Origin of the sequence: Mycobacterium sp. E2989, from assembly GCF_001667595.1 — a bacterium.
In the GTDB taxonomy this organism is placed as follows: domain Bacteria; phylum Actinomycetota; class Actinomycetes; order Mycobacteriales; family Mycobacteriaceae; genus Mycobacterium.
Genome location: NZ_LZJX01000030.1, coordinates 1 through 26206 on the forward strand (window position 1 = coordinate 1; position 26206 = coordinate 26206).

The following is a 26206-nucleotide window of genomic DNA, read 5'->3' on the forward strand; positions in this document are numbered from 1 at the left end:
CGCATTGACGGCCGAGCGGTTCGTCGCCGACCCGTTCACGCCGGGCGCCCGGTTGTATCGCTCCGGCGACCTCGCCCGCCGCAACGCCGACGGGGACATCGAATTCGTCGGGCGCGCCGACGAACAGGTCAAGATCCGCGGCTTCCGCATCGAGCTGGGCGAGGTCGCCGCCGCCATCTCGGTCGACCCGAGCGTCGGACAAGCCGTCGTGCTGGCCATGGACCTACCCCGGCTGGGCAAGAGCCTGGTCGGATACGTGACGCCCGCCCCGGGCGGCGGCCCGGAAACCGTTGACGTGGAACGCATTCGCGCGCGGGTGGCGGCCGCGCTGCCGGACTACATGACGCCGGCGGCTTACGTGCCGCTCGAGGAGATCCCGATCACGGCGCACGGCAAGATCGACCGCGCCGCACTGCCCCAACCGCAGATCGCGGCCGTCACCGAATACCGCGACCCCACCACCGTCACCGAACGCCGCATCGCCGCAATGTTTTCCACGCTCCTCGGTCACGACCGGGTGGGCGTCGACGACTCGTTCTTCGACCTGGGCGGTCACTCGCTGGTGGCCACCAAACTCGTGACCGCGATCCGCTCGGAGTGCGGCGTGGAGTTGGGCATCCGGGACGTCTTCGAGCTCGCCACGGTGGGCCTGTTGGCGGAGCGGGTCGATCGGCTGAGCTCCGGGGAGCCCAGGCAGGCGCGGCCCAAGCTGATCGCGACCGCGCACGACCAGCCGATGCCCCTGTCGGCGTCGCAGCTGCGCAGCTGGTTCGCCTATCGCATCGACGGCCCCAGCTGGGTCAACAACATTCCCTTCGCCGCGAAGCTGAGCGGGCCGTGGGACATCGACGCGCTGATCGCCGCCGTCGGCGACGTCGTCGCCCGCCACGAGATCCTGCGCACCTCCTACGTGGAGCTGGACGGCGTGCCCTACCAGGTGGTCGGCCCCGCCGACGAGGTTCCGGTGCGCCGGGCGACCGGGCCCGACGACGCCTGGCTGCGGGAGCAGCTGGACGTCGAGCGCCGGCACTGCTTCGAGCTGGACCGTGAGCTGCCGGTGCGGATCGCGTTGTTGCGCACCGACGCTGACGCCGCGGACCACGTGCTGTCGCTCGTGATCCATCACATCGCCTCCGACCACTGGTCGGCGGGGGTGCTGTTCGCCGACGTGATGACCGCGTACCGGGCTCGCCGGGCGGGGGAGGCCCCGGCGTGGGCGCCGCTTCGGGTGCAGTACGCCGATTACGCGGCCTGGCAGGGCGCGTTCCTGGGCGACGCGGCCGGTCAGGAGTCCTGCGTCGCCGCGGAGCAGCGGGAGTATTGGAATCGGCAGCTGGCCGGTCTGCCGGAGGACACCGGGCTGCGGCCGGACTTCCCGCGCCAGCCCGTCCCCACCGGGGAGGGCGAATCGGTCGACTTCCGCATCGACGCGGCCACCCGCGCCAAGCTCGCCGAGTTGTGCCGCGAGTTGGGCATCACCGAATTCATGCTGCTGCAAACCGCGGTCGCCGTGGTGCTGCACAAGGCGGGCGGCGGCCTCGACATCCCGCTGGGCACACCGGTCGCCGGACGCTCCGAGTCCGAATTGGACCAACTGATCGGGTTTTTCGTCAACATCCTGGTGTTGCGCAACGACCTGACCGGTAACCCGACCCTGCGTGAACTGCTGACCCGCGCCCGCGAGACGGCGCTGGCCGCCTACGCGCATCAGGATCTGCCCTTCGACCGGGTGGTCGACAGCGTCAGCCCGGTGCGCTCGCTGTCGCGCAATCCGCTGTTCCAGGTCGTGGTGCACGTCCGCGACCACCTGCCCGCCACGCGAGTGATCGAGCAGGCCCCCGACGGCGGGCAGGACACCGTGTGCACCTCGCTGGACCCCGTGTTCGACATGGCGCACGCGGATCTCAGCGTCAACTTCTTCGGCACCGACGGCACCGGCACCTCGGCGGGCATCGGCTACAACGGCAACCTGATCTTCCGCACCGAGCTCTACAGCAGGACCACCATCGAGCGCCTGGCCGGCTGGTTGACCCGGGTGGTCACCGAGTTTGCCACCGACGTGGATCAGACGTTGCGGGACGTGCAGCTGATCGGCGCCGAAGACCGGCGGCGCATGCTGCAGGACTGGAGCCGGGGCGAGCTGCCGCCGCACGACCGGCCGCGCACCATCGGAGAATTGCTGCGGCCCAGCCGAAGCCTGGGGCCCGACCGGATCGCGGTCCGATGCGGCGGCGAGCGCATCGATTACCCTGCCCTGCACCGCCGTTCGGACAACCTGGCGGCCCTGCTCGCAGGCCACGGCGTGGGGCCGGGGACGCTGGTCGGGCTCTCGACCCGGCGGAGCATCGACCTCGTGGTGGCGCTGGTCGCCATCATGAAGGCCGGCGCCGGTTACTTCCCCATCGACCCCGGCTACCCGCCGGCGCGCAAGCAGTTCATGCTCGACGACGTCGCGCCGCCGGTGGTGCTGGCCACGGCTGAAGCGCTCGACGGCATGCCCGACGTCGCCGGCGTCGCCGTCATCTCACTGGACGACCCGCGGCTGCGGGCCGCGATCGAGAACGGGGAGGTCGATCCCCGGGCGGCCGGGCTGCCGCTGCCGCACCCGGACGACCCGATGTACCTGGTCTTCACGTCGGGCTCCACCGGCAAGCCGAAGGGGGCGGTCGGCACCCATCGGTCGATGGCCGCCCGGCTGGACTGGCAGCTGCGGCACTACCCGCCGCGGACCGACGACGTCCGATTGGCCCAGGCCTCGATCACGTTCCTCGAGGGCGGGATGGAGATGCTGGCCGGATTGGCGGCCGGCGCCACCATGATCCTCGCCGACGACGCCGAACACCGTGACCCGGAAGCCCTCGGGGACTTGATGATCCGGCATTCGGTCGCCCAGGTGACCGCCGTGCCGAGCCTGGTCTCGGCGCTGGTCGACAGCCGGCCCGAGGCGCTGCGAGCGCTGTCCCGGCTGGTGTGCGGCGGGGAGCCGGTGAGCGACTCGCTGCTGCGGCGCCTGGTGTCGGCGTGCGCCGGCGCCGACGTCGAGCTGTTGAACAACATCGGTTCGACCGAAACCTCCGGTGCGGTGTCCCGCGGGCGCCTCGCGCCGCCGAATCCGCTTGTCGGCAGGCCCGTTCCGGGTGCGGACGCCTACCTGCTCGACGACGGCTTGCGGCCGGTTCCCGTCGGAGTGGTGGGCGAGCTGTATTACGCGGGCGACCAGCTCGCCCGGGGGTACTGGCGGCGGCCGGCGCTGACCGCATCCCGGTTCGTGGCCAATCCGTATGCCCGCCGGCCCGGTTCGCGCCTGTATCGCAGCGGCGACCTGGCCCGGTGGACCGAGGATGGCCTGCTCGAGTTCGCCGGGCGCTCCGACCACCAGGTGCAGGTGCGCGGTTTCCGCGTCGAGCTGGCCGAGGTGGAGGCCGCGCTGGCGGGGGCTGACGGCGTCGCCGCCGCGGCGGCGCGCACCTGGGAAGTGCACGGCGGCACCTCCCTGGCGGGATACGTTGTGCCCCAACGTCCCGTCGTCGACGACGGTGATAAGGCGGCGTTCGCGGCCGAGGTGCGCGCCGCGATCGCCACCATGCTGCCCGGCTACATGATGCCCTCGTCGCTGACCGTGCTCGACGCGTTGCCCAAGACGGAGTCCGGCAAGCTGAACCGGCCCGGGCTGCCACGGCCGGCGGTCAGCACCGGTGGGCAGGCCGAACCGTCGCGCACCGACACCGAACGGGCGCTGGCCAAGGTGTTCGCCGAGTTGCTCTCGACTCCCGAGGTGGGGCGGTCCGACGACTTCTTCGCCCTCGGCGGCGACAGCATCCTGTCGGTTCAGCTGGCCGCGCGGGCGCGGGCCGCCGGACTGGCGATCAGCCCCCGGATGATCTTCGAGAACCCGACCGTGCGGCAGCTGGCCGCGGCCGTCGACGCCCTAGGCGACAAGGACATTGACGCGGGTTCGTTCGACGAGCCGGCCGACACCCGCTTCGCGCCGATGACCGCGTCCGGGCTGTCGGCCGACGATTTGGCGGCCGTGACGCAGCTGTGGTCGTCGTCGCGGGACGGGACGCCATGACGACGACCGAAGATGTCGCGCCCGACATCGAGGACGTGATGGCGCTGAGCCCGCTGCAAGAGGGCTTGTACTCGCTGACCACGCTCGCCGAATTCCGCGACGGGGAGGCCGATGACCCGTACGTGATCGGCATGGCCGCCGACGTTTCCGGCGCGCTCGACGTCGCGCTGTTACGGGATTGCGCGGCAAAGATGTTGGCGCGCCACCCCAACCTGCGGGCCAGCTTCTTCAGCCGGGGCATCGCACGCCCCGTGCAGATCGTGCCGTCGAGGGTCGACCTGCCCTGGCGCACGGTCGCCGCCGCGCCCGAGGATGTGCGGGCACTCGAGGCCGGCGAACGCCGACGGCCGTTCGACCTGGAACGCGGGCCGGCCATCCGCTTCCTGCTCATCGAATTGCCCAATGCGCGATGGCGATTGGTGCTCACCGCCCATCACATCGTGATCGACGGCTGGTCGTTGCCGGTGTTCGTGAACGAGATGATGACGTTGTATCAGGCGGGCGGCGACGTGGCGGCGCTGCGGGCCGCCCCGCGGCCGTACCGCGACTACATCGGCTGGCTGTCGAGCCGGGATCCGCAGGCCAGTCAACAGATCTGGTGTCAGCACCTGGCGGGCCTGCCCGGCCCCACCCTGTTGTCCGCCGCGCTCGGCTCCAGCGAGGGCGGGCGGTCCGGGCTGCCCCGGACCACCGAACTGCGGATGCCCGCCGAGGACACCGCGCGGTTGGTCGAGGAGAGCAGGTCTCGCGGCATCACCGTCAACACCCTGATGCAGATGGCGTGGGCGGTGGTGTTGTCCCGGCTGACCGACACCGACGACGTAGTTTTCGGGGTCACGGTATCCGGCAGGCCGCCCGAACTGTCCGGCGTGGAGACAATGATCGGCCTCTTCATCAACACCGTCCCCTTGCGGGTGCGGCTCGACCCCGCGGCGAAGGTCGGTGAACAATGCCGGGCGGTGCAGCGCAGGCCCGCGCTGCTGCGCGAACACGGTTACCTCGGGCATGCGCAGCTGCGGGCGCTGGGCGGGGTCGGCGAGATGTTCGACACCCTGCTGGTTTACGAGAACTTCCCGCTGGACGGGCTGGCGGCCGGAACCGAATTGACCGCCGCCGGTGCGACTTTCCGGCCCTCCGCGCTGCAAACGTTGTCGCACTTCCCGATCACCATCGCCGCCCACATGGAAGCCGGCGAACTGGTGGTGCTCATCGAGGTCATCGAGGGTGCGCTGGGCGCCACCCCCGCGGCCGCCTTCGGGCGGCGGGTCCTGACCACGGCCGAGCGCCTGCTGCGCGAATGGGAGCGCCCGCTGCGCGACGTCAGCGTCCTCTTCCAGGACGAGGTCGTCCCGCCGCGCGCGGCCGGAGCGCCCCCGGCGCCGCCCGTCGGGATCCACGCCCGATTCGCCGAAGTCGCCCGCAGGACCCCGGACCGCCCGGCGGTCAACTGGGCCGGTGGCACGCTGACCTACCGCGAGCTGGATGCCCGCACCGACGGGCTGGCCGCCCGGCTCGCCCGACACGGCGTGCGGCCCGAAACCCCGGTCGGTATTCGGCTTTCCCGCGGCCCGCAGTACGTTGCCGCGATGCTCGCCGTGCTCAAAGCCGGCGGTGCGTGCGTCCCGATGGAACCCGCGACGCCCCCGCAACGGGTGGACTCCATCCTGCGGCAGACCGGCGCGTCGATCGTGATCGACGACGACTGGCTGGCGACCGGCGAACCCGCCGACGGCGACTTTCGCCCGGCCGGCGTGGCACCCGGGCAGGCGGCGTATGTCGTCTTCACGTCGGGGACGACGGGAGAACCCAAGGGCGTCATCGGAACTCACGCGGCGGTGGGCGCCTACGCCGACGACCACCTGGCCGCCGTGCTGCGACCGGCGGCCGCCCGACTGGGCCGACCACTGCGTGTCGCGCACGCATGGTCGTTCGCGTTCGACGCCGCCTGGCAGCCGCTGGTCGCGCTGCTCGACGGCCACGCGGTGCACATCGTGGACGAACACACCCAGACCGACGCCGAGGCGCTGGTCGCGACGGTCGCCGAGCACGGCATCGACATGATCGACACCACCCCGTCGATGTTTGCCCAACTCGCCGCGTGCGGTTTGCTCACCACCGTCCCGCTCGCCGTGCTGGCGCTGGGTGGGGAACCGCTCGGCAAACCGGCGTGGGAGCTGATCCGCGCCGAGTGCGCACGCGCGGGGATGACGGCCTACAACTGCTACGGGCCCACCGAAACCACCGTTGAGGCCATCGTCGCCGCGATCCCGGAGCACGACGAGCCGTCGATCGGGCGGCCGACCCAGCACACCCGCGGTTACGTGCTGGACTCCGCGCTGCGTCCCGTGCCGTTCGGCGCCACCGGCGAGCTGTATCTGGCCGGCGCCCAGCTGGCCCGCGGGTATGTCGGCCGTCCCGCGGAGACCGGCCACCGCTTCACCGCCGACCCCTTCGCGCCCGGTGAACGGATGTACCGCACAGGCGATTTGGTACGTCGCGGCCCGGACGGTTCGCTGCAGTACGTGGGCCGCGCGGACGCCCAGGTGAAGATCCGCGGTTACCGCGTCGAACCGGGTGAGATCGCGGCCGCGCTCGAATCACACCCCGGCGTGCGGCGCGCGGGCGTGCTGGTCCGCCGCGGGCCCTCGGGCGCGCGGCTGACCGCCTACGTGGTCGCGTCCGACGCCGCGCCGCACCCGCCGTCGGCGGCGCAACTGCGCGGCATGCTGGCATCGCGGTTGCCGCGCTACATGATCCCGCAGCGCATCGTCGCGGTCGACGAAATCCCGCTGACCGTCAACGGCAAGCTGGACGAGGCCGCGCTGAGCGCGTTCGACGTCGCCGAGGCGGATACCGGCGGCGCCGAACCCGAGACTCCCACCGAAGCCGCGCTGGCCGAACTGCTGTCGGAGCTGCTGGCTCAGCCGCGAGTCGACGTGGCCGCCGATTTCCTGCAGCTGGGCCTGGACAGCATCGTGGCGCTGTCGGTGGTGCAGGCGGCCCGGGCGCGGGGGATCGCCCTGCGCGCCCGGCTCATCCTCGAGTGTGCCAACGTCCGGGAGCTGGCGGGGGCCATCGATGCCGAAACCCTCATCGCCACAAGCGATGTCGAGCGCAGCGCCGAGCCCATGCCGGTGCTGCCCAACGGCCGTTGGCTTTACGAACACGGCGAGCCGCGGCGGCTGGCGCAGACCGAAGCCATCCGACTGCCCGCCGACGTCAGCCGCGAGCAACTCGACACCGCGCTCGCCAGCATCGTGGACGGTCACGAGGTGCTGCGCACGCGACTGGACCGCGCCGCGATGACCCTGGTTCTGGCGCAACCCGCCGAGATCCTCACCGAGGTGGCCGTGACGGACGACCTGCACGCGACGGTGCCCGAACACGTCGCGCGGGCCGTGGACCGCCTCGATCCGCAGCGCGGAGCGCTGCTTGCCGCGACGTGGCTCCGCCCGCCGACCGGGCGAAGCGTCCTGTTGCTGACCGCCCACGTGCTCGCGATGGATCCGGCGTCGTGGCGGGTGGTCCTCGGCGAATTAGACGCCGCCCTAACGGCTTTGGCCGCCGGCCGCTCGCCGGCACCGATCCGCGAGCACACCAGCTACCGGCGCTGGGCCGGTGCGCTCGTCGAGCGCGCCCGCGGGCTGGACACGGTGCAATTCTGGGCCGCCCAGTCCGACGGCGACGACCCGGACCTCGGCGCGCGACGGGTCGATCCGGCCCGTGACCGCGCCCGCGATCTGAACGTCCGGATGATCGCCACCGATGCCGACATCACCCGCCGGCTGCTGGACTCCGGGCTGCCGTTGCCGCACCTGCTGATCGCCGCCACCGCGGCGACGGTGACGCGGTGGCGGCGCTCCCGCAACCAGGCCACGCCGCCGCCCCTGCTGGCGCTCGAAACACACGGGCGCGCAGACGCTCTGGTCGACGGGTCGGGCGCGCACGGCATCGACACCGGTGACACCGTCGGGCTGCTGAGTTCCATCTACCCGATGCGGGTGCGCTCGGCCGACCCGCGAGCCGTGGGCGAGCAGCTGGCGGCCATCCCGGGTGACGGGCTGGACTACGGGTTGCTGCGCTACCTGCGCACCGACACCGCCGAACGCCTCGCCCCGTTGCCGGCGCCGCAACTTTTGCTGAACTACCTCGGCGCCGCCCACGCCGGCGGCGGCGCCGCGCTGACGCTGGAACGTGAACTGCTCGCCGGGGTGTCGCCGCAACCGGAGCCGGAGCTGGCGGTGCGCCACGAGCTCACCATCGTGGCCGCCCTGCTGACGTTCGACGGCCAGCGGGTGCTGGCCGCGCAGTGGCGCGCGCTGCCCGACATCCTCGGCGAGGCCGATCTGGCCGAACTGCAACACCTTTGGATCGAATCGCTGCGGGAGATGGTGACATGAGCACACTTGCGATCCTGGGCGCGGGCGCCAAGGCGGTGGCCGTCGCCGCCAAGGCGTCCGTGCTGCGCGACATGGGCGTCGATGCCCCCGAGGTGATCGCGGTCGAACGCATCGGCGTGGCGGCCAACTGGCAGGCCAGCGGCGGTTGGACCGACGGGGCGCACCGGCTGGGCACCAGCCCGGAGAAGGACGTGGGATTTCCCTACCGCTCGGCGCTGGTCCCGCGCCGCAACGCCGAACTCGACGAACGGATGACCCGCTACAGCTGGCAGTCCTACCTGATCGCCACGGCGTCGTTCGCCGAATGGATCGACCGCGGCCGGCCGGCGCCCACCCATCGCAAATGGAGCCAGTACCTGGGTTGGGTGGCCGACCAGGTGGGCCTCGACGTGGTGCGCGGCGAGGTGGAGCGGCTGGCCGTCAACGGCGAGAAGTGGGCGCTGCACACCCACGAGACCACCGTGGCGGCCGACGCCCTGATGATCACCGGGCCCGGCCAGGCCGAGAAGTCGCTGCTGCCCGGCAATCCGCGCATGCTGTCGATCGCCCAGTTCTGGGACCGCGCCGCGGGCCACGACCGGATCACCGCCGAACGGGTGGCCGTCATCGGCGGCGGTGAGACGGCGGCGTCGATGCTCAATGAGCTGTTCCGGCACCGGGTTTCGACCATCACCGTCATTTCGCCGCAGGTGACGCTGTTCACCCGGGGGGAGAGCTTCTTCGAGAACTCGCTGTTCTCCGACCCCACCGACTGGACCGCCCTGACGCTGGCCGAACGCCGCGACGCGCTCGCCCGCACCGACCGCGGCGTGTTCTCGGCCAACGTGCAGGAAGCCCTGCTGGCCGACGACCGCATCCGGCACCTGCGGGGCCGGGTGGCCCACGCCGTGGGCCGCGACGGGCAGATCCGGCTCACCCTGTCCACCAACCGCGGCAGCGAGAACCTCGAGACGGTGCACGGTTTCGATCTGGTCATCGACGGATCGGGGGCCGATGCGCTGTGGTTCATGTCCTTGTTCGGCCAGGACGTGCTCGACCTGCTGGAGCTCGGCCTGGGCGGCCCGCTGACGGCCGATAGCCTGCAGGAAGCGATCGGCTATGACCTGGCGGTCAGCGACGTCACGCCCAAGCTGTTCCTGCCCAACCTGTCCGGGCTGACGCAGGGGCCGGGGTTTCCGAACCTCAGCTGCTTGGGATTGCTGTCCGACCGGGTACTAGGAACCACTGGGGGCTTAATGGGGGCGCCCAAGCACACGACAAGGAGACGCGATGAGCATCAACCCCTTCGATGACGAGAACGGCACCTTCTTCGTCCTCGTCAACGACGAGGACCAGCACAGCCTGTGGCCGAGCTTCGCCGACAAGCCGGCGGGGTGGCGGGTGGTGCACGGCGAGGCCAGCCGCGAGGAGTGCCTGGAGTACATCGAGAAGAACTGGACCGACATCCGGCCCAAGAGCCTCCAGGAATCGATCAAGCGCCGCTGACGCGGCGTAGCCGTAGCGCCGCCGTAACGTGACCGGCCCGAGACGCAATCGCCGGCGACACCGTGCACACTTACACCAACTACACCGTGGTCACGCGGAACCGTGTGGGGGACAAGATCACTGACTTCCCGACATGGTGCGCGCGTATCGAAGGGGGAACCGTGAGGACCGTTAAAACTCTTGCCACCGGCGTGGCGGCGTTCGCCGTCGTAGGGGGAGCCGCCGGTGGCGCTTTCGTCGCCGCACCGATGGACCAGGTGCAACTGGCCGCGTTCGGCGCGCCGTTGCCGCAGGACCCGCCACCGCCGCCCCCGGCGCCCGGCGCCCTGCCGACGCCGGAGCAGCTGTCGACCCTGTGCAACCAGGCCACCGACCCGGGCGTCTCGTATACGACCAAGAACAACCTGGTGGAAAACGGCATCAGCCCCGACGAGGGCCACGTGGCCGACCACGATCTGCGAAAGGCGTACCGCAACGGGAACTTCCCGGAGACGTTCGCCGTGACGAACATCGCGCCGGCCGGCCCGAACCTGGCCCAGGCCGACGTCGCCATCTCGGGACCGAAGTTCGCCGGCCCGGTGCAAAAGCACCTGGTGTTCGTCAACCAGGGCGGCAACTGGATCCTGCAGCACGACGCCGCGATCGCCCTGATCCAGGCGGCGACTGCCACCAACTAGGTGGCCGGTATTCTGGGCGGCCACACAGCCGGCGCACAGGTTGTGCATGTTGTCTTCCTAAGGCGCGGTCGTAACGTGGCCGTGCCGAGACGCGAAACAACAGGAGTAGCAGGCGCGCTGACACCGCACCAAATGTGTGGATCCGGTTCAGGCTCGCGCCCGTCGAAGGGGGAACCATGAAGACCGTCAAGTTGCTCGCCACCAGCGTGGCAGCGTTCGCCGTCATCGGGGGTGCGGCCGCGGGGCTGGCTTCCGTCGCGACGCCGATGGACCAAGTGCGGTTGAGCGCGGTCGGCGCGCCGTTGCCGCAGGACCCGGCCCCGGCCGCCGACGTTCCGACGGCCGACCAGCTGACCGGCGTGCTGAACAGCCTGGCCGACCCGAGCGTCTCGTTCGCCAGCAAGAGCAACCTGGTTCAGGGTGGCATCAGCGGCATCGAGGCGCACGTGGCCGACAAGAAGCTGCAGAAGGCGGCCAAGAACGGCGACCTGCCGTTGTCGTTCGACGTCACGAACATCCAGCCGGCCGCGGCCGGCTCGGCCACCGCCGACGTCGCGGTCTCCGGTCCGAAGCTGACGTCGCCGGTCACGCAGAACGTCACGTTCGTCAACCAGGGCGGCTGGGTGCTGTCCCGGGCGTCGGCGATGGAGCTGCTGCAGGCCGCCGGTCAGTGATCGGCGCGCAGCGCGCGCAGGTCTGATCGGGCGACGCGGACGAGGTCGGCCAGCACGTCGATCGAGGCGACCAGGCCGTCGCGCACCACGAAGCCCATGATCGCCGTCGCCCGCCCGTCGACGAAGATGACCGCGCCGGCCGCCCCGTTGACCGTCGCGGCGCGCACCTCGCGATCGGGACCCGCGTAGGCGCGGGCCAGCCGCGCCACCGCGGACGCGCCCTGGGTGCGGAAACCGGCGGTGCCGCGGCCGAAGTCGCCGCGCAGCACCACGTCGGGATGCAGCACCGCCACCAGGCGGTCGAAGTCGCCGCTGCGGCCCGCCGCGAAGAACGCGTCGACGGCCTCCCGCTGGGCGGCCACGTCGCCGTCGGGGGCCGGATCGGCCTCCTCGATGCGCCGGCGGGCCCGGCTGGCCAGCTTGCGGGTGGCCTCCGGCGTCCGGCCGACGATCGGGGCGATCTGGTCGAACGGCACCGCGAAGACGTCGTGCAGCACGAACGCCAGCCGCTGCTCGGGCGGCAGGGTGTCCAGCACGACGAACAACGCCAGCCCGACCGCGTCGGCCAGCATCGCGCGGTGCTCGGGGTCGAATTCGCCCTCGGCGTCCACGATCGGGTCCGGCAGCGCGACGCCCAGCCCCTCGCCCGCGTGGGCCCGGCGGTCGCGCAACATGTTCAGGCAGATGCGGGCCACCACGGTCGTCAGCCACGCGTCCAGGTTGGCGATGCCGTCGGCGCCGCCGCCGCTGAGCCGCAGCCACGCTTCCTGCACGGCGTCCTGGGCGTCGTCGATCGAACCCAGCATGCGGTAGGCGATCGCGCCCAGCTGCGGCCGCGCCGCCTCGAACCGCGCGGTGATCGACGCGTCCAAGCTCATGTGGCGCCCGCGTCGGGCAGGGCGCAGACCTGGTTGCCGGAGAAGCCGGACGAACCGATGCCGAGCGCGAGATTGAAGCGGGCGCGCAGGTTGCCCAGCGTGATGACGTGGGTGAGCCCGACGAGTTGGGCGGTGTCGAAATGCGCACGCAGCGCGTCGAATAGCTCGTCGCTGACCTCGACGGGGGTGCGGCTGACCGCGGTGGCGTATTCGAGGATCAGCTTGTCGAGCTCGGAAAAGCATGCGGCGCTTCGATAGTCGGCCAGTGCGAGCAGTTCCTCGTCGGTCATGCCCCACTGGCGGGCGATCTGCGAACCGAGGTCGATGCAGTACTCGCAGCGCACCGTCGTCGCCGCCTTGAGCTCCGCGAGCGCGCGGTGGCGCGGGCTGAGCACGTCCAGCTTGGACTCGGCCTGTTCGAGCTTGCCGTAGGCGTTGAGCAGCCGGGGGATGTGCGCGTACATGCGCAGCGGTTCCAGCATCCCGGCCGTTTCGAGGCCGGTCATCTGGGCCAGCTTGCGCTTGGTGAAGAAGAAGGCGATCTTGGCGCCCAGACCGGCGTCGCGGTCGGAGACCCCTTGCAACCGGGACATGGCGACCTCCTAGCAAGTTGCGGTGTGAACCAACGTCCTCACTGAGTCGACACCCCGCGCCCGGCAAACGTGACCGGCTACCGCGGCGGCCCGGGCGCCATGTCCATGTCGAACACCCGGGCGTGCAGCACGGTGCGGTTTCGCAGCGCCGCCCGGACCGCCCGGTGCAGCCCGTCCTCGAGGTAGGTGACGCCCTTCCACCGCACCGCGTGCGGGAAGAGGTCGCCGTAGAAGGTGGAGTCCTCCGACAGCAGACGATCGAGCGCGAGCACCGTCGTCGTGGTGACCAGTTCGTCGAGCCGGATCTGCTGCGGCGGAATCTGGGACCAGTCCCGGTAGGACAGCCCGTGCTCGGGATACGGCTTGCCGTCGCGCACGCCCTTGAAAATCATTGCGCGATCTTCCCCGACGCGTTGCTATGACCCGACCGGTTCATGCTGGACAGGCTAGCCGCAAGAAGCGCCGCCGGCGTCCAAGCCGCCGGTAATGCCGACGGCGGCCGCGACCGCCCGCCACGGCAAGCGGCCGCTGGTCACGGTCAGCACGGTTTGCGACCCGTAAAATGAACCCGGTCAGGGCGCTGCAGGGAGGTGACCACGAGTGGGAAGTGCCGACGAACGTCGCTTCGAGGTGCTGCGTGCCATCGTCGCCGATTTCGTTGCCACGAAGGAACCCATCGGTTCCAAGACGCTGGTGGAGCGTCATAACTTGGGCGTCTCGTCGGCGACCGTCCGCAACGACATGGCGGTGCTGGAGGCCGAGGGCTACATCACCCAGCCGCACACCAGCTCCGGGCGCGTGCCCACCGAGAAGGGTTACCGCGAGTTCGTGGACCGCCTGCACGACGTCAAGCCGCTGTCCGCGGCCGAGCGCAGCGCGATCCTGAGCTTCCTGGAATCCGGCGTCGACCTGGACGACGTGCTGCGCCGGGCGGTCCGCCTACTGGCCCAGCTGACCCGGCAGGTGGCCGTGGTGCAGTACCCGACGCTGACCTCGTCTACCGTGCGCCATCTGGAAGTGATCGCGCTGACCCCGGCCCGGCTGCTGATGGTGGTCATCACCGACACCGGTCGGGTGGACCAGCGCATCGTCGAACTCGGCGACGTCATCGACGACCACCAGCTGGCCCAGCTCCGCGAGATGCTGGGCCAGGCGCTGGTGGGCAAGAAGCTGTCGGCGGCCTCGATCGCGGTGGCCGACCTGGCCGGGAACCTGCGCGCCCCCGACGGCCTGGGCGACGCCGTCGGCCGCTCGGCGACGGTCTTGCTGGAGCAGCTGGTGGAACACACCGAAGAACGCTTGCTGATGGGCGGGACCGCCAACCTGACCCGCAACGCCGCCGATTTCGGCGGCTCGTTGCGCTCGATCCTGGAAGCGCTCGAGGAGCAGGTGGTGGTGCTGCGGTTGCTGGCGGCCCAGCAGGAAGCCGGTAAGGTGACGGTGCGCATCGGCCATGAGACGGCCGCCGAGCAAATGGCCGGCACCTCGATGGTGACCACCGCCTACGGCACCTCCGACACCGTGTTCGGCGGAATGGGTGTGCTGGGGCCCACCCGGATGGACTATCCGGGAACTATCGCCAGCGTCGCCGCGGTTGCCCTATATATCGGCGAAGTCCTGGGTGCTCGATGAACGCGCACCCGCAGTATGCGCAGGCGCGGGATAAGGACCAGGTTTAGGAGAGTCAGGCGTGGCACGCGACTATTACGGGCTGCTCGGCGTGAGCAGAAACGCCAGCGATGCGGACATCAAGCGCGCGTACCGCAAGCTGGCGCGCGAGCTGCATCCCGACGTCAACCCCGATGAGGGCGCGCAGGCGAAGTTCAAGGAGATCAGCGTCGCCTACGAGGTGCTGAGCGACCCCGAGAAGCGGCGCATCGTCGACCTGGGCGGCGATCCGATGGAAAGCGCCGCCGCGGCGGGCGGCGGCTTCGGGGGCGGCTTCGGCGGGTTGGGCGACGTGTTCGAGGCCTTCTTCGGTGGCGGCTTCAGCGGCGGGGCGACCTCGCGCGGCCCGATCGGCCGGGTCCGGCCGGGCTCGGACTCGCTGCTGCGGATGCGGCTCGACCTCGAAGAGTGCGCGACCGGGGTCACCAAGCAGGTCACCGTCGACACGGCGGTGCTGTGCGACCGCTGCCAGGGCAAGGGCACCAACGGCGACTCCGTGCCGGTCCCGTGCGACACGTGCGGCGGGCGCGGCGAGGTGCAGACGGTGCAGCGGTCCCTGCTGGGCCAGGTGATGACCTCGCGGCCCTGCCCCACCTGCCGCGGCGTCGGAACGGTCATCCCCGACCCGTGCCACCAGTGCATGGGCGACGGCCGGGTCCGCGCCCGCCGCGAGATGAGCGTCAAGATCCCCGCCGGTGTCGGCGACGGCATGCGGGTGCGGCTCGCCGCCCAGGGCGAGGTCGGGCCCGGGGGAGGGCCGGCCGGCGACCTGTACGTCGAGGTGCACGAGCAGGCCCACGACGTCTTCGTCCGCGAAGGCGACGACCTGCACTGCACGGTGTCGGTCCCCATGGTCGACGCGGCGCTGGGCGCCACCGTGACCATCGACGCCATCCTGGACGGCATCAGCGAGATCACTATTCCGCCTGGCACGCAACCGAATTCGGTCATCACGTTGCGCGGCCACGGGATGCCCCACCTGCGGTCGGGCACCCGGGGCGATCTGCACGTCCACGTCGAGGTGTTGGTGCCCACCCGGCTGGATCACCACGACACCGAACTGCTGCGTGAGCTGAAGAACCGGCGCAGCCGCGACGTTCCCGAGGTGCGCTCGACCCATGCCGGCGGGGGCCTGTTCAGCCGGCTGCGCGAAACCTTCACCGGGCGCTAGCCTTCTCGGTTCGCCGAGCCACCCCGATGGTCGCCACCCTCTTCTACGTCGACGCGCTGCCCGATGTCGGCGAGTTGGCCGTCGTCGACGGCGACGAGGGGTTTCACGCGGCGACCGTGCGGCGGATCCGGCCCGGTGAGCAGCTGGTCCTCGGCGACGGCGCCGGGGGCCTGGCGCATTGCGACGTCGAGCACGCCGGCCGCGACGGCCTGCGCGCCCGGGTTCTTCAGCGGTGGAGCGTCGCGTCCAGTCGCCCGGCGGTGACGGTGGTGCAGGCGCTGCCCAAATCGGATCGCTCGGAGCTGGCCATCGAATTGGCCACCGAGGCGGGCGCCGACGCGTTCGTCGCCTGGCAGGCGGCCCGGTGTGTGGCGAATTGGCAGGGCGGTCGCGTGGACAAGGGCCTGCGCCGGTGGCGCGCCGTCGCCCGGTCGGCGGCCCGGCAGTCGCGCCGGGCGCACATCCCGGCGGTCGACGGCGTGCTGTCCACCGCCGAGCTGACGCGGCGGGTCCGCGAGGCTGTGGCCGGCGGATCGGTGGTGCTGGCCCTGCACGAATCGGCCCCCGGTCGGCTCGCGGATTCCCATGTCGCGCAAGCCGATTCGATGTGGCTGGTGGTCGGCCCGGAGGGCGGCGTGGCGCCGGAGGAGGTCGCCGCGTTGACCGACGCCGGCGCGGTCCCCGTGCGCCTCGGCCCCCAGGTGTTGCGGACGTCGACCGCGGCCGCGGTGGCGTTGGGCGCGATCGGCGTGCTCACGCCCCGATGGGACGCTGCCGGCTTGGACGGCGGTGTCGGCGACGCCGCCTCAGAAAACGCTTAGCTGGCGCGCGATCTCGAGGTTTGCCCGGTCTCCGTGCGCTTGCACCCCGAGGGCTTCCCACGTTCCGCGCTGGGTGACCCATCGCACGAATGCGTCCGCGGCCGAGGCGATTTGGGCTGTCGCGTCGCCGGTGCCGATGGACAGCGTCCGATCGCAACCGTCGGTGAGGCGGATCTCCACCGCGCCGCCTAAGCGCCCCAGGAGGCCGGCGTTCTGTTGGGGCAACGCCGCCTCGATCCAGTCCACCGTCGGTTCCAGCCGCAACGCATCCGAAGCGGGGGGTTCCACCCGCAGCGGGCCGTCCGGCTGCAGCAGGTCGTATCTGATGTGGACGTAGTGCTCGAAGGCGAACGCCGCCGGGATCTCCGATGCCGGATACGTCCCGACATCGCCGAGTGGCACCTCGAAGTCCTGATCCGCCGCGGCCGCGAGGACCTCGAGGCCCTTCGAGCTGACGGATTCGTAGTCGTCCACAATCTCCCGCGACGTCATGCCGCGACGCGATTCGACGTACAGGTCCGCCGCGCGCTCCGCCGGCAGGCCCTTCGGATCGGGCAGGTGCGACGGGTCGACCGCCAGCCAGAAACTGCATGCCATGTGGGACACGACGTCGCGCACCGACCACCCGGGGCAGCCACTGGCCTGCGCCCAGTCGGAGTCGTCCAACGAACGAAGGATCGCCAGCAGCGCCTCGCGGTCCGCCTCGACGGCCTGTATCGCAGAGTTCATCGTCAACCGTGTCCCTTCCTTGGATTCGGCCGTCTCGCTGCTATCTTCAGAGCGAGATTCATACGGTATGTATGAACCTACATACAGTATGTATGAAAGGCAATGGCTTGACCGACGAACGGCGGACCCAGGCGGAGCGCTCCGCGGAAACGCGGGAGGCGCTGGTCTCGGCGGCGCGGCGGTTGTTCGCTGCCCAGGGTTTCTCGGAGGTGGCGCTCGAGGCGATCGTGCGCGCGGCGGGCGTGACCCGCGGCGCGCTCTATCACCACTTCGCCGACAAGACCGAGCTGTTCGCGACCGTGTTCGAGCAGGTCGAGGCGGAGGTTGCCACCCGCATGGGCGAGGCGATCGCGGCGTCCGGCGAAACCGACCCCACCGAGGTGATGCGGTTGGGCGCCGCCTACTGGCTGGACGCCTGTTCCGATCCCGAAATCCAGCGCATCGCGCTGGTGGACGCCCCTGCGGTGCTCGGTTGGACGCGGTGGACCGAGATCGGCAATCGCTACAACCTCGGGTTGGTGCGGGCGCTGCTTTCCGGCGCGATCGAGACCGGCCGCATCCCGCCGCAGCCGATCGAGGCGACCGCGCTGACCATGCTCGGCGCGATGCGCGAGGCCACCCTCTACGTGGCGAGGGCCGAAGATCACGCAACGGCACGCCGGGAAGCCGGCGCCGTCATCGACCGGTTGATCCGGGCGCTCGGCGCAAGCGACGGCGGTGAGGAAGCTGACCAACCGAGGACCCCGGCGTAGACTTAGGCAGCCGAGCAAACCACCGACAAGCCGAGAAAGCAGGCATCGAGAGCCACGTGACGCCCCGCGAGACCAGCGCTGTTGACGCAGCCGGAGGCCTCCAGGCCAACGCCCAAGTACGCAGCAGCATCGATGTTCCGCCCGATGTCGTCGTCGGCTTGTTGGGCTCGGCAGACGAAAACCTTCGCGCCCTGGAACGCAGCCTGAACGCCGACCTGCACGTGCGTGGCAACGCCGTGACCGTCTCGGGCGAACCGGCCGACGTCGCGCTCGCCGAGCGGGCGATCTCCGAGCTGGTCGCGATCGTCGCCAACGGTCAGCCGCTGACGCCCGAGGTGGTGCGCCACAGCGTCGCGATGCTGACCGGCACCGACAACGAGTCGCCGGCCGAGGTGCTCACCCTCGACATCCTCTCGCGGCGGGGAAAGACGATCCGGCCCAAGACGCTCAACCAGAAGCGTTACGTCGACGCGATCGACGCCAACACCATCGTCTTCGGGGTGGGCCCGGCCGGCACCGGCAAGACGTACCTGGCGATGGCCAAGGCGGTCAGCGCGCTGCAGACCAAACAGGTGAACCGCATCATCCTGACCCGGCCGGCGGTGGAAGCCGGTGAGCGGCTTGGCTTTCTGCCGGGCACGCTGAGCGAGAAGATCGACCCGTATCTGCGGCCGCTCTATGACGCGCTCTACGACATGATGGATCCCGAGCTGATCCCGAAGCTGATGTCCGCCGGGGTCATCGAGGTGGCGCCGCTGGCCTATATGCGCGGCCGCACCCTCAATTCGGCCTTCATCGTGCTCGACGAGGCGCAGAACACCACCGCCGAGCAGATGAAGATGTTCCTCACCCGGCTCGGCTTCGGGTCGAAAATGGTCATCACCGGCGACATCACGCAGGTGGACCTTCCGGGCGGCGCCAGGTCGGGCCTGCGGTCGGCGATCGAGATCCTCGACAGCGTCGAGGACATCCACATCGCGGAGCTGACGAGCGTGGACGTGGTGCGCCACCGGCTGGTGTCCGAAATCGTGGACGCCTACGCGAAATTCGAGGAGCCCGGCCTGATGAACCGGGCGGCCCGTCGGGCCTCGGGCTCCCGCGGGCGCCGGTGACCGTTTCGTGAGCGTCTCATGAGCATCGAGGTATCCAACGAGTCGGGCATCGACGTGTCCGAAACCGAATTGATCAGCGTCGCAAGGTTTGTCATCGCCAAGATGGACGTGAACCCGGCCGCCGAACTGTCGATGGTGCTGCTGGACACCGCCGCGATGGCCGACCTGCACATGCGCTGGATGGACCTGCCCGGCCCGACGGACGTGATGAGCTTCCCGATGGACGAGCTCGAGCCGGGGGGCCGGCCCGACGCCCCGGAGCCGGGCCCGTCGATGCTGGGCGACATCGTGCTGTGCCCGGAATTCGCCGCCGGCCAGGCCGACGCGGCGGGCCACAGCCTGGGCCACGAGTTGGCGCTGTTGACCATCCACGGCGTGCTGCACCTGCTGGGCTACGACCACGGCGAGCCGGACGAGGAAAAGGAGATGTTCGCGCTCCAGGGCCGATTGCTCGAGGAATGGGTCGCCGAGCAGGTCGAGGCCTACCACCAGGACCGCCAGCAGGAACGGGATCGCCGACTGCTGGACAAGTCGAGGTATTTCGACAATTGAAGCCACGCAACGCGTTAGGGATCGCGGCCGCGGCCGCCATTGCCCTCGCCCCTATTTCGGCGGTGGCCACCACGATCGGGGTGGCGCAGGCGGCCCCGTGCGCCGGCCCGGGGTCGAACCCCACCAGTTGCCAGTGGTGCCAGTATCTGGTGGCGCAGTATCACACCTCCAACGTGTGCTCCCAGGCCGCGCCGCCCCGCCGCGCTGAACCCAGCCCGAGCGAGGTGCCGGTGCAGATTCCGGCGATTCCGTCGTACGAACCGCCGAACCCGGTTCCCGTGCCGGCCCGGCCGCTCGTTCCGCCAAACCTGCCGCCCGGCAACGCCGTTCCGACGATCAGCCCGGCGGGTCCCGACGCGCCGCGCAACGTCGCGGTGGTGGCGCCGCCGCGGGGTCTCGACGTGCCGCCGCAGGCGGTCGCCGCGGCCAAGGCCGCCCCGCCGACGCGGGTCAATCCCGCCGACCCCCCGAAGCCGCCGAAGCAGGTCGACTTCAACGAGCGGGTGCAGAACGTCGTCAGCGTCCACCGGGAGAACGTCGACGTCCTCAAGGTCGACAACCAGCGGCTGGTCCGGCCGCGGCACTGGGACTACGTCGACTACGACGACGCCTATCGCCGTCCGGCCATCTTCAACCCGCTGAACCAGGGGATGACGTTCCGCTACTCCTACAACGGCGCCGACCGGGAGGCCTACGTGCCGGCCGGCGGCCGGATCGTGCTCGATGCGGCCACCGTCGGGGTCGTCCCCTTCACCGCGGTCGGCGACAGCTGGGTGGCCGCGGGCAGCTTCTACGGCGGGGGTTCGGTGCCGCCGGAGGGCTTCAACGGGCCCCCGCCGCCGGACTACAAGCCGCCGGAGCCCCCGAAGGTGTACCCGAACGTCTTGGTCGGCATCCCCGCCGTCAACCAGACGTTGGAGGTCGGCCACGTTGCTGTGGTGGGCCGCGACGAAAGCCAGCCCGGCGGCGGCCAGGACGTCTTCCTGCTCGACGACACCACGATGGCCTGGGGCCAGGTCAACGACTCGGCGAGCGGCAACGCCCAGATCCGGGTGACCATGACCCAGTCGCTGCCCCACGCCGGTCCGACCGACGACGGCAGCTTCCTGGTGGTGCTGGCCGTCCGCCCGCACGAGGAACCCACCCAGCCGGCCCCGAGCTGGTGGCCCTCGGCGTTGGGCTTCGGGGCTCTCGGGGTCGTGGTGGGCCTCGGCGCCTGGGCGCTCAACCGGAAACGGAGCGACGACGATGCTGAGGAGCCCGTCGTCACGTCAAGGTCTTCCGGCAATTGACCGGCCTCTCGTGGCTGCTCGGCGCGATGGCGCTGATCGCCCTCGGCGGGCTGTTCGCGGCGATCGACGCCGCAATCAGCACGGTGTCGCTGGCCCGGGTCCAGGAGCTGGTGCGCGAGGATCGGCCCGGCGCCGTCTCCCTCTCCGAGGTGATGGCCGAGCGGCCGCGCTACATCAACCTCGTTGTGCTGCTGCGGATCACCTGCGAAATCACCGCGACCGTGCTGCTGGTGCTCTTCCTGTACGACAACTTCGGCCTGACCTGGGGGCTGTTCGGCGCCGCGGCGATCATGGTGGTCGTCAGCTTCGTCGTCATCGGGGTCGGCCCGCGCACCCTCGGCCGTCAGCACGCCTACTCCATCTCGTTGACGACGGCCCTTCCGCTGCGGCTCATCTCGTGGTTGTTGATGCCGCTCAGCCGGTTGCTGGTGGTCCTGGGTAATGCGCTGACGCCCGGCCGCGGTTTGCGCAACGGGCCGTTCGCGTCCGAGATCGAGCTGCGCGAGGTGGTCGACCTGGCGCAGCAGCGCGGCGTGGTCGCCGCCGATGAACGCCGGATGATCGAGTCCGTTTTCGAGCTCGGCGACACCCCGGCCCGCGAGGTGATGGTGCCGCGCACCGAGATGATCTGGATCGAGAGCGACAAGCTCGCCAGCCAGGCGTTGAACCTCGCGGTGCGCAGCGGGCACTCCCGCATCCCGGTGATCGGGGAGAACGTCGACGACATCGTCGGGGTGGTGTACCTGAAAGACCTTGTCCAGCAGAGCTTCCTGTCGGGCGACCGGGGGCGGGGCATCACCGTGGCGCAGGTGATGCGCCCGGCGGTGTTCGTGCCGGACTCCAAGCCGCTGGACACGCTGCTGCGCGAAATGCAGCGCGACCGCAACCACATGGCCCTCCTCGTCGACGAGTACGGGGCGATCGCCGGATTGGTCAGCATCGAAGACGTGCTCGAGGAGATCGTCGGCGAGATCGCCGACGAGTACGACGAGGCGGAGACCGCGCCGGTAGAAGACCTGGGCGACAAGCGCTTCCGCGTGTCGGCGCGGTTGCCCATCGAAGACCTCGGCGAGCTGTACGACGTGGAATTCGACGACGACCTCGACGTCGATACCGTCGGTGGGCTGCTCGCGCTGGAACTCGGCCGGGTCCCGCTGCCCGGGGCGGAGGTGGTCTCGCACGGGCTGCGGCTGCAGGCCGAAGGCGGGGCCGACCATCGGGGCCGGGTACGGATCGGCACCGTCCTGTTGAGTCCGGCCGAGCCCGAGTCCAACGGTTCCGACGGCAAGGCGCAATGACGCAGGAAAGCGAATTCCGTTCCGGCTTCGTGTGTTTGGTGGGCCGGCCGAACACCGGCAAGTCGACGCTGACCAACGCGCTCGTCGGCACCAAGGTGGCGATCACCTCGACGCGCCCGCAGACCACCCGTCACACCATTCGCGGCATCGTGCACCGGGAGGACTTTCAGATCATCCTGGTCGACACCCCTGGCCTGCACCGGCCGCGCACCCTGTTGGGCAAGCGACTCAACGACTTGGTGCGCGACACCTACACCGAGGTCGACGTCATCGGGTTGTGCATTCCGGCCGACGAGGCGATCGGCCCCGGCGACCGGTGGATCGTCGACCAAATCCGTTCGACCGCACCGAAAACGACGGTCGTGGGTATCGTCACCAAGATCGACAAGGTGCCAAGGGACCGGGTGGCCGCGCAACTGGTTGCGGTCAGCGAACTGCTCGGCGGCGACGCCGAGATCGTCCCGGTGTCCGCGGCCACCGGGGCGCAGGTGGATGTGCTGGTCGACGTCCTCGCCGCGGCGCTGCCCCCCGGCCCGGCGTACTACCCCGACGGCGAGTTGACCGACGAACCCGAGGAAGTGCTGATGGCGGAGCTCATCCGCGAGGCCGCCCTGGAGGGTGTTCGCGACGAATTGCCCCATTCGTTGGCGGTGGTGATCGATGAGGTCAACCCGCGCGAGGACCGCGACGACCTGATCGACGTGCACGCACTGCTTTACGTCGAGCGCGACAGCCAGAAGGGCATCGTGATCGGCAAGGGCGGCGCGCGGCTGCGGCAGGTGGGCACCGCGGCGCGCGGCCAGATCGAGAAACTGCTCGGCACCAAGGTGTACCTCGACCTGCGCGTCAAGGTCGCCAAGAACTGGCAGAGCGACCCCAAACAGCTTGGTCGGCTTGGCTTCTGAATTGTGCGTGGCCGGCCGCCGCTAGGCCACCACGCGGATTGTCCCCAGTGACGGATCCGCCGCATCGGGGACGTTCATGCCCGCACGCACACCGCTGCAAAGGTAGTCCAGCACCGCGTCGTTCAGCCGCTCACCGGGCACGACGGCCGGAATGCCCGGCGGATACGGCGTGCATTGCTCGGCGGCGACGCGGCCCGCCGCCTGGTCGGTGGGCACCGCCTCGACACGGCCGAAGAACGCGTCGCGCGGCAGGCAAACCGTCTCGAGCTGAAGCTCTTCGGGGGAGGGCAGGTCGATGGGCGGCGGAGGGTCGAAGTTGTCGGCGGCCTTGCGCCAGGCCGCCAGTGCCTCGGTGAGCCGGCCGGCGCTGTCCGCATTGTCGGCCATGGACAGGGTCGCCAGGATCCGGCGATGGTCGCTCATCCCGGTGTCGATGTGCGCGTGCTCGCGCAGCCAGTCGTGGGCCTGGTAACCGGAGGTGCCCGTCGCGGAGACGTCCATCAACACTTGCAGTCGGTCCAAGTCGTGCGAGGCCTGCACGCCGAGCAATTCGTCGTCGAGCACCTGCACGTCCGGAATGCCTTCGATGTCCGCGCGCAGCCGGCGCGCGAGATCCAGTGCATCGCCCAGCAATTGGTGCCCGTGCTGCACCATTTGCCGCCGCCACCCGTCCATGGCGGCATACACCAGGACGCTGGGGCTGGTGGTCATCAGCAGGTCGGCGCACGCCGAGAGGCGGTCCTGGTCGATCCGGTCGCCCTGCACGTGAAACACGGAGCCTTGCTCGAAACCGGCCCCCATCTTGTGGACGCTGACTACGCAGACGTCCGCATCGGCGTCCATCGCCCAGGTCGGCAGGTCCTGGTGAAACGGCAGGTGCGCCCCCCACGCCTCGTCGATGATCAACGGCTTGCCGCGCGCATGGCAGACCTCCGCGATCCCGGCGATGTCGGCGCACGTGCCGTACGGGCTGGGGCTGACGATGAGCGCACCGGCGGCGTCCGGGTGCTTTGCCCAGGCCTCTTCCACCTGCTCCGGCGACGGCGGGTGCGAGAAATGATGCTCGGCGTCCCAGCGGGGGGTGATCCAACGGGGTTGCACGCCCGAGAAAATGAGCCCCGCCACGATCGACTTGTGGCTGTCCCGGCCGACCAGCAGGCTGCCGTCGCCGCCGGCCACCGCCATCATCGCCGCCTTCACCGACAGCGAGCTGCCGCAGGTGGAGAACCAGGCGATGTCGGCGCCCACGGCCTCGGCCATCAGATCCTCGGCGTGCTTGAGGTATTCGTGGCTGGTTTTGCGGTCATCCAGCCCGCCGCTGGCCAGCACGTCGTCCAGAAACGGTTCGCGGCCCAAAACGGCCAGGACCCGGTCGTCGGCGCCGCGGCCCTGGCGGTGACCCGGTGGGGTGAACCCGTAGCGGCGCTTGTCGCGGTAGTCGACCAGCGCATCCAACAGTGGAGCATCAGATTGGTCCATGACGAAGGGGTACCCGCGTTGCCACCGGCTATGCGACGGCCTCGCTGACCTCGAGCAACCCGTGGGCGTGCACCGCCCGCATCGACAAACGTCAAGTCGCGCAACCGAAGTCAACCGAGCGGTGATTTCACCGCCGCGACGGCGGTGTGCCGGCCACCGGCGGCGCCCCCGTTTCGGTGTTCCACCACATCGTCGGCTGCTTGGTCGACCACCCGCACACCGCCTCCAGTTCGGCCGCGAGCGAGATCAGCATGCCCTCGCTGTTGGCCGGACCCATCAACTGCACGCCGATCGGCAATCCCTCGGAAGTGAAGCCGGCCGGCACGTTGATCGACGGCCAGCCGAGCACGTTCCACGGGAACGTCAGGGGGCACGCGGCGATCATCGCCCGATCGGTGCCAAAGCTGCTCAACCGGTCGAACGCGCGCGCCGGCGGCGGCGGCTGCGCGGTGGTCGGGGCGAGGACGACGTCGACGATGTCGAAGATGGAACCCACGCGGCGCTGGACGGCGGCCTCGTGCCGGCGCGCGGTGCGCAGGATCGCCTGACCCAGCACGTGGCCGGTGCGCAGGTTGGCCAGCGTGCGAGGGTCCCAGATCACCCCGTCGCCCAGCCGTTCCTCCCAATCCCGCAGGCCGGCGGTGGACCGGGCCAGGAAGTCCCACGACAGCCGCAGGCCGTAGTCGGGATTGCCCGGCACCACGGTGTGGCCCAGCAACTCGAGCTGCTTGGCCACCGCCCGGGTGGCGGCCAGGATCTCGGGATGCAGCTTGGGACGGAAGCCGGTGTAGGGGAACCGGGTGGACAGGGCGATGTTCAACGGGCCGGGGGCGATGCCGACGTAGTCGGACGCGGTGATCGGGGGCGGTTTGTGCCGGTCGCCCTCGACGTTGCCGGACGCCGCGTCGAGCACCAACGCCGCGTCGGCGACCGTGCGGGCCAGCACGCCGTTGACCGTGATGCCGTTGAACGCCTCGGGCAGGGGCCAGGTCGAGATGCGGCCGCGCTGTGGCTTGATGCCCACCAGGTGCGTCCACGCGGCGGGGATGCGGACGCTGCCGGCGCCGTCGGATCCGATCGCCGCGGTGACCAGCCCCGCGGCGACCGCCGCCGCGCTGCCCCCCGACGAACCGCCCGGGGTATGCCGGCGCGACCAGGGATTGCGGGTATGCCCGAAGCCGGGTCCGCTGGTGAACGGCCACTGACCCAGTTCGCAGGTGTTGGTCTTGCCGACGATCACCGCGCCCGCGGCCTTCAGGCGGCGAACCACCTCGGCGTCGTGGGCAGCGGGCGCGACATATCCCTCGGTGCCGAACGCGGTCGGCACGCCAGCAACGTCGACGTCGTCCTTGACCGCGATCGGGATGCCGAGCAGCGGCGCGGTGTCGCCGGCCGCCCGCCGCCGGTCGGCCGCCGCCGCGTCGGCCAGCGCCGACTCGGTGAGCACCACGCGGAAGGCGTTCAACGCCGGCTGGCTCGCGTGGATGGCGTGCAGGGACCGGCGCACCAGTGTGACGGAAGTCACGGACCGGTTGGCCAGCTGATAAAGCAGGTCAGTCAGTGTGGGCAGGCGCTGGCCACCGGGCCCGAAAACGGACCCAGGACCTGACTCGGGAGCGCCAATCACGGGGTACGAGACTAATCGGCG

At 70.4% G+C, this 26206-nt stretch carries 21 protein-coding genes; 15 read left to right on the forward strand and 6 right to left on the reverse strand.

The features are described from left to right. The 6 genes from A5680_RS07095 to A5680_RS07120 form a co-directional block, all read left to right on the forward strand. Positions 1 to 4072: non-ribosomal peptide synthetase (locus tag A5680_RS07095; protein ID WP_156675024.1), on the forward strand; the 4072-nt coding region annotated here is incomplete at its 5' end. Then, the gene (locus A5680_RS07100; RefSeq protein WP_067817833.1) at positions 4069 to 8472 is read left to right on the forward strand and encodes a non-ribosomal peptide synthetase; all 4404 of its coding nucleotides are present in this window, start codon (positions 4069 to 4071) and stop codon (positions 8470 to 8472) included. The genes A5680_RS07095 and A5680_RS07100, both read left to right, overlap by 4 nt. Further along, positions 8469 to 9764, forward strand: coding sequence for an NADPH-dependent L-lysine N(6)-monooxygenase MbtG (gene mbtG, locus A5680_RS07105; protein WP_067817640.1), 1296 nt, complete (start codon positions 8469 to 8471; stop codon positions 9762 to 9764). Before A5680_RS07100 ends, mbtG begins: the two co-directional genes overlap by 4 nt. Then, positions 9742 to 9957 carry an MbtH family protein gene (locus tag A5680_RS07110; RefSeq protein WP_055400812.1) on the forward strand — a complete coding sequence of 72 codons (216 nt, stop codon included), beginning with the start codon at positions 9742 to 9744 and terminating at the stop codon, positions 9955 to 9957. Before mbtG ends, A5680_RS07110 begins: the two co-directional genes overlap by 23 nt. Positions 9958 to 10118: 161 nt before the next feature. Then, positions 10119 to 10634 carry a hypothetical protein gene (locus A5680_RS07115; protein ID WP_067817836.1) on the forward strand — a complete coding sequence of 172 codons (516 nt, stop codon included), beginning with the start codon at positions 10119 to 10121 and terminating at the stop codon, positions 10632 to 10634. A 176-nt stretch (positions 10635 to 10810) separates the two neighbouring features. Beyond that, the gene (locus A5680_RS07120; protein ID WP_067817642.1) at positions 10811 to 11308 is read left to right on the forward strand and encodes a hypothetical protein; all 498 of its coding nucleotides are present in this window, start codon (positions 10811 to 10813) and stop codon (positions 11306 to 11308) included. Here A5680_RS07120 and A5680_RS07125 read toward each other — a convergent pair. The 3 genes from A5680_RS07125 to A5680_RS07135 all read right to left on the reverse strand — a co-directional run bounded on the left by A5680_RS07125 (position 11302) and on the right by A5680_RS07135 (position 13171). After that, positions 11302 to 12186, reverse strand: coding sequence for a sigma-70 family RNA polymerase sigma factor (locus A5680_RS07125; protein ID WP_067817644.1), 885 nt, complete (start codon positions 12184 to 12186; stop codon positions 11302 to 11304). The genes A5680_RS07120 and A5680_RS07125 overlap by 7 nt on opposite strands. Next, entirely contained in the window at positions 12183 to 12779 is a 597-nt protein-coding gene (locus A5680_RS07130; protein ID WP_055400806.1) for a carboxymuconolactone decarboxylase family protein, read from the reverse strand. The genes A5680_RS07125 and A5680_RS07130 overlap by 4 nt, the downstream gene beginning before the upstream one ends. 77 nt (positions 12780 to 12856) lie before the next feature. Next, positions 12857 to 13171 (reverse strand): type II toxin-antitoxin system VapB family antitoxin, encoded by a 315-nt coding sequence (locus A5680_RS07135; RefSeq protein WP_046185708.1) that lies wholly within the window; start codon positions 13169 to 13171, stop codon positions 12857 to 12859. A gap of 208 nt (positions 13172 to 13379) precedes the next feature. Between A5680_RS07135 and hrcA the strand changes: the two genes are divergently transcribed. From hrcA to A5680_RS07150, 3 genes are read left to right on the forward strand one after another with little or no spacing between them, the layout of a single operon-like run. Next, positions 13380 to 14411 carry a heat-inducible transcriptional repressor HrcA gene (gene hrcA, locus A5680_RS07140; RefSeq protein WP_055400804.1) on the forward strand — a complete coding sequence of 344 codons (1032 nt, stop codon included), beginning with the start codon at positions 13380 to 13382 and terminating at the stop codon, positions 14409 to 14411. A 58-nt stretch (positions 14412 to 14469) separates the two neighbouring features. After that, the gene (gene dnaJ, locus A5680_RS07145; RefSeq protein ID WP_067817646.1) at positions 14470 to 15618 is read left to right on the forward strand and encodes a molecular chaperone DnaJ; all 1149 of its coding nucleotides are present in this window, start codon (positions 14470 to 14472) and stop codon (positions 15616 to 15618) included. Between the two features lie 26 nt (positions 15619 to 15644). Beyond that, positions 15645 to 16439, forward strand: coding sequence for a 16S rRNA (uracil(1498)-N(3))-methyltransferase (locus A5680_RS07150; protein WP_067817650.1), 795 nt, complete (start codon positions 15645 to 15647; stop codon positions 16437 to 16439). Here A5680_RS07150 and A5680_RS07155 read toward each other — a convergent pair. Next, positions 16425 to 17168 (reverse strand): maleylpyruvate isomerase family mycothiol-dependent enzyme, encoded by a 744-nt coding sequence (locus A5680_RS07155; RefSeq protein WP_082459752.1) that lies wholly within the window; start codon positions 17166 to 17168, stop codon positions 16425 to 16427. The two genes, A5680_RS07150 and A5680_RS07155, sit on opposite strands and share 15 nt — an antisense overlap. Before the next feature lie 92 nt (positions 17169 to 17260). On the opposite strand from A5680_RS07155, the gene A5680_RS07160 reads away from it, so the two are divergent. The 6 genes from A5680_RS07160 to era are packed head-to-tail and all read left to right on the forward strand — an operon-like array spanning position 17261 to position 23079. Then, the gene (locus A5680_RS07160; protein ID WP_067817653.1) at positions 17261 to 17920 is read left to right on the forward strand and encodes a TetR/AcrR family transcriptional regulator; all 660 of its coding nucleotides are present in this window, start codon (positions 17261 to 17263) and stop codon (positions 17918 to 17920) included. Positions 17921 to 17976: 56 nt separating this feature from the next. Further along, on the forward strand, positions 17977 to 19032 hold the full coding sequence (locus tag A5680_RS07165) for a PhoH family protein (protein ID WP_055400796.1): 1056 nt from the start codon (positions 17977 to 17979) through the stop codon (positions 19030 to 19032). Positions 19033 to 19050: 18 nt separating this feature from the next. Continuing rightward, positions 19051 to 19584 carry an rRNA maturation RNase YbeY gene (gene ybeY, locus A5680_RS07170; protein WP_055400794.1) on the forward strand — a complete coding sequence of 178 codons (534 nt, stop codon included), beginning with the start codon at positions 19051 to 19053 and terminating at the stop codon, positions 19582 to 19584. Further along, positions 19581 to 20876, forward strand: a complete 1296-nt coding sequence (locus A5680_RS07175) for a hypothetical protein (protein ID WP_067817656.1) — start codon at positions 19581 to 19583, stop codon at positions 20874 to 20876. Before ybeY ends, A5680_RS07175 begins: the two co-directional genes overlap by 4 nt. Further along, positions 20873 to 22174: a hemolysin family protein gene (locus tag A5680_RS07180; protein ID WP_067817659.1), complete on the forward strand. Its 1302-nt coding sequence runs from the start codon at positions 20873 to 20875 to the stop codon at positions 22172 to 22174. The genes A5680_RS07175 and A5680_RS07180 overlap by 4 nt, the downstream gene beginning before the upstream one ends. Next, complete coding sequence (gene era, locus A5680_RS07185) at positions 22171 to 23079, forward strand: GTPase Era (RefSeq protein ID WP_067817662.1); 909 nt, start codon at positions 22171 to 22173, stop codon at positions 23077 to 23079. Before A5680_RS07180 ends, era begins: the two co-directional genes overlap by 4 nt. A 21-nt stretch (positions 23080 to 23100) precedes the next feature. Here era and A5680_RS07190 read toward each other — a convergent pair whose 3' ends face one another. Together A5680_RS07190 and A5680_RS07195 are read right to left on the reverse strand one after the other, a co-directional pair. After that, the gene (locus A5680_RS07190) at positions 23101 to 24558 is read right to left on the reverse strand and encodes an aminotransferase class I/II-fold pyridoxal phosphate-dependent enzyme (protein WP_067817667.1); all 1458 of its coding nucleotides are present in this window, start codon (positions 24556 to 24558) and stop codon (positions 23101 to 23103) included. Between the two features lie 127 nt (positions 24559 to 24685). After that, complete coding sequence (locus A5680_RS07195; protein ID WP_067817670.1) at positions 24686 to 26185, reverse strand: amidase; 1500 nt, start codon at positions 26183 to 26185, stop codon at positions 24686 to 24688. Between the last annotated feature and the right edge of the window lie 21 nt (positions 26186 to 26206).

Excerpts from the sequence above, each read along its gene's own strand:
- A5680_RS07160 (WP_067817653.1), top strand. The coding sequence starts at position 17,261 with ATGAAAGGCAATGGCTTGACCGACGAACGGCGGACCCAGGCGGAGCGC.
- A5680_RS07120 (WP_067817642.1), top strand. The coding sequence starts at position 10,811 with ATGAAGACCGTCAAGTTGCTCGCCACCAGCGTGGCAGCGTTCGCCGTC.
- A5680_RS07110 (WP_055400812.1), top strand. The coding sequence starts at position 9,742 with ATGAGCATCAACCCCTTCGATGACGAGAACGGCACCTTCTTCGTCCTC.
- mbtG (WP_067817640.1), top strand. The coding sequence starts at position 8,469 with ATGAGCACACTTGCGATCCTGGGCGCGGGCGCCAAGGCGGTGGCCGTC.
- ybeY (WP_055400794.1), top strand. The coding sequence starts at position 19,051 with ATGAGCATCGAGGTATCCAACGAGTCGGGCATCGACGTGTCCGAAACC.
- A5680_RS07125 (WP_067817644.1), bottom strand. The coding sequence starts at position 12,186 with ATGAGCTTGGACGCGTCGATCACCGCGCGGTTCGAGGCGGCGCGGCCG.
- A5680_RS07150 (WP_067817650.1), top strand. The coding sequence starts at position 15,645 with ATGGTCGCCACCCTCTTCTACGTCGACGCGCTGCCCGATGTCGGCGAG.
- A5680_RS07135 (WP_046185708.1), bottom strand. The coding sequence starts at position 13,171 with ATGATTTTCAAGGGCGTGCGCGACGGCAAGCCGTATCCCGAGCACGGG.
- A5680_RS07100 (WP_067817833.1), top strand. The coding sequence starts at position 4,069 with ATGACGACGACCGAAGATGTCGCGCCCGACATCGAGGACGTGATGGCG.
- A5680_RS07155 (WP_082459752.1), bottom strand. The coding sequence starts at position 17,168 with ATGAACTCTGCGATACAGGCCGTCGAGGCGGACCGCGAGGCGCTGCTG.
- era (WP_067817662.1), top strand. The coding sequence starts at position 22,171 with ATGACGCAGGAAAGCGAATTCCGTTCCGGCTTCGTGTGTTTGGTGGGC.
- A5680_RS07190 (WP_067817667.1), bottom strand. The coding sequence starts at position 24,558 with ATGGACCAATCTGATGCTCCACTGTTGGATGCGCTGGTCGACTACCGC.
- A5680_RS07130 (WP_055400806.1), bottom strand. The coding sequence starts at position 12,779 with ATGTCCCGGTTGCAAGGGGTCTCCGACCGCGACGCCGGTCTGGGCGCC.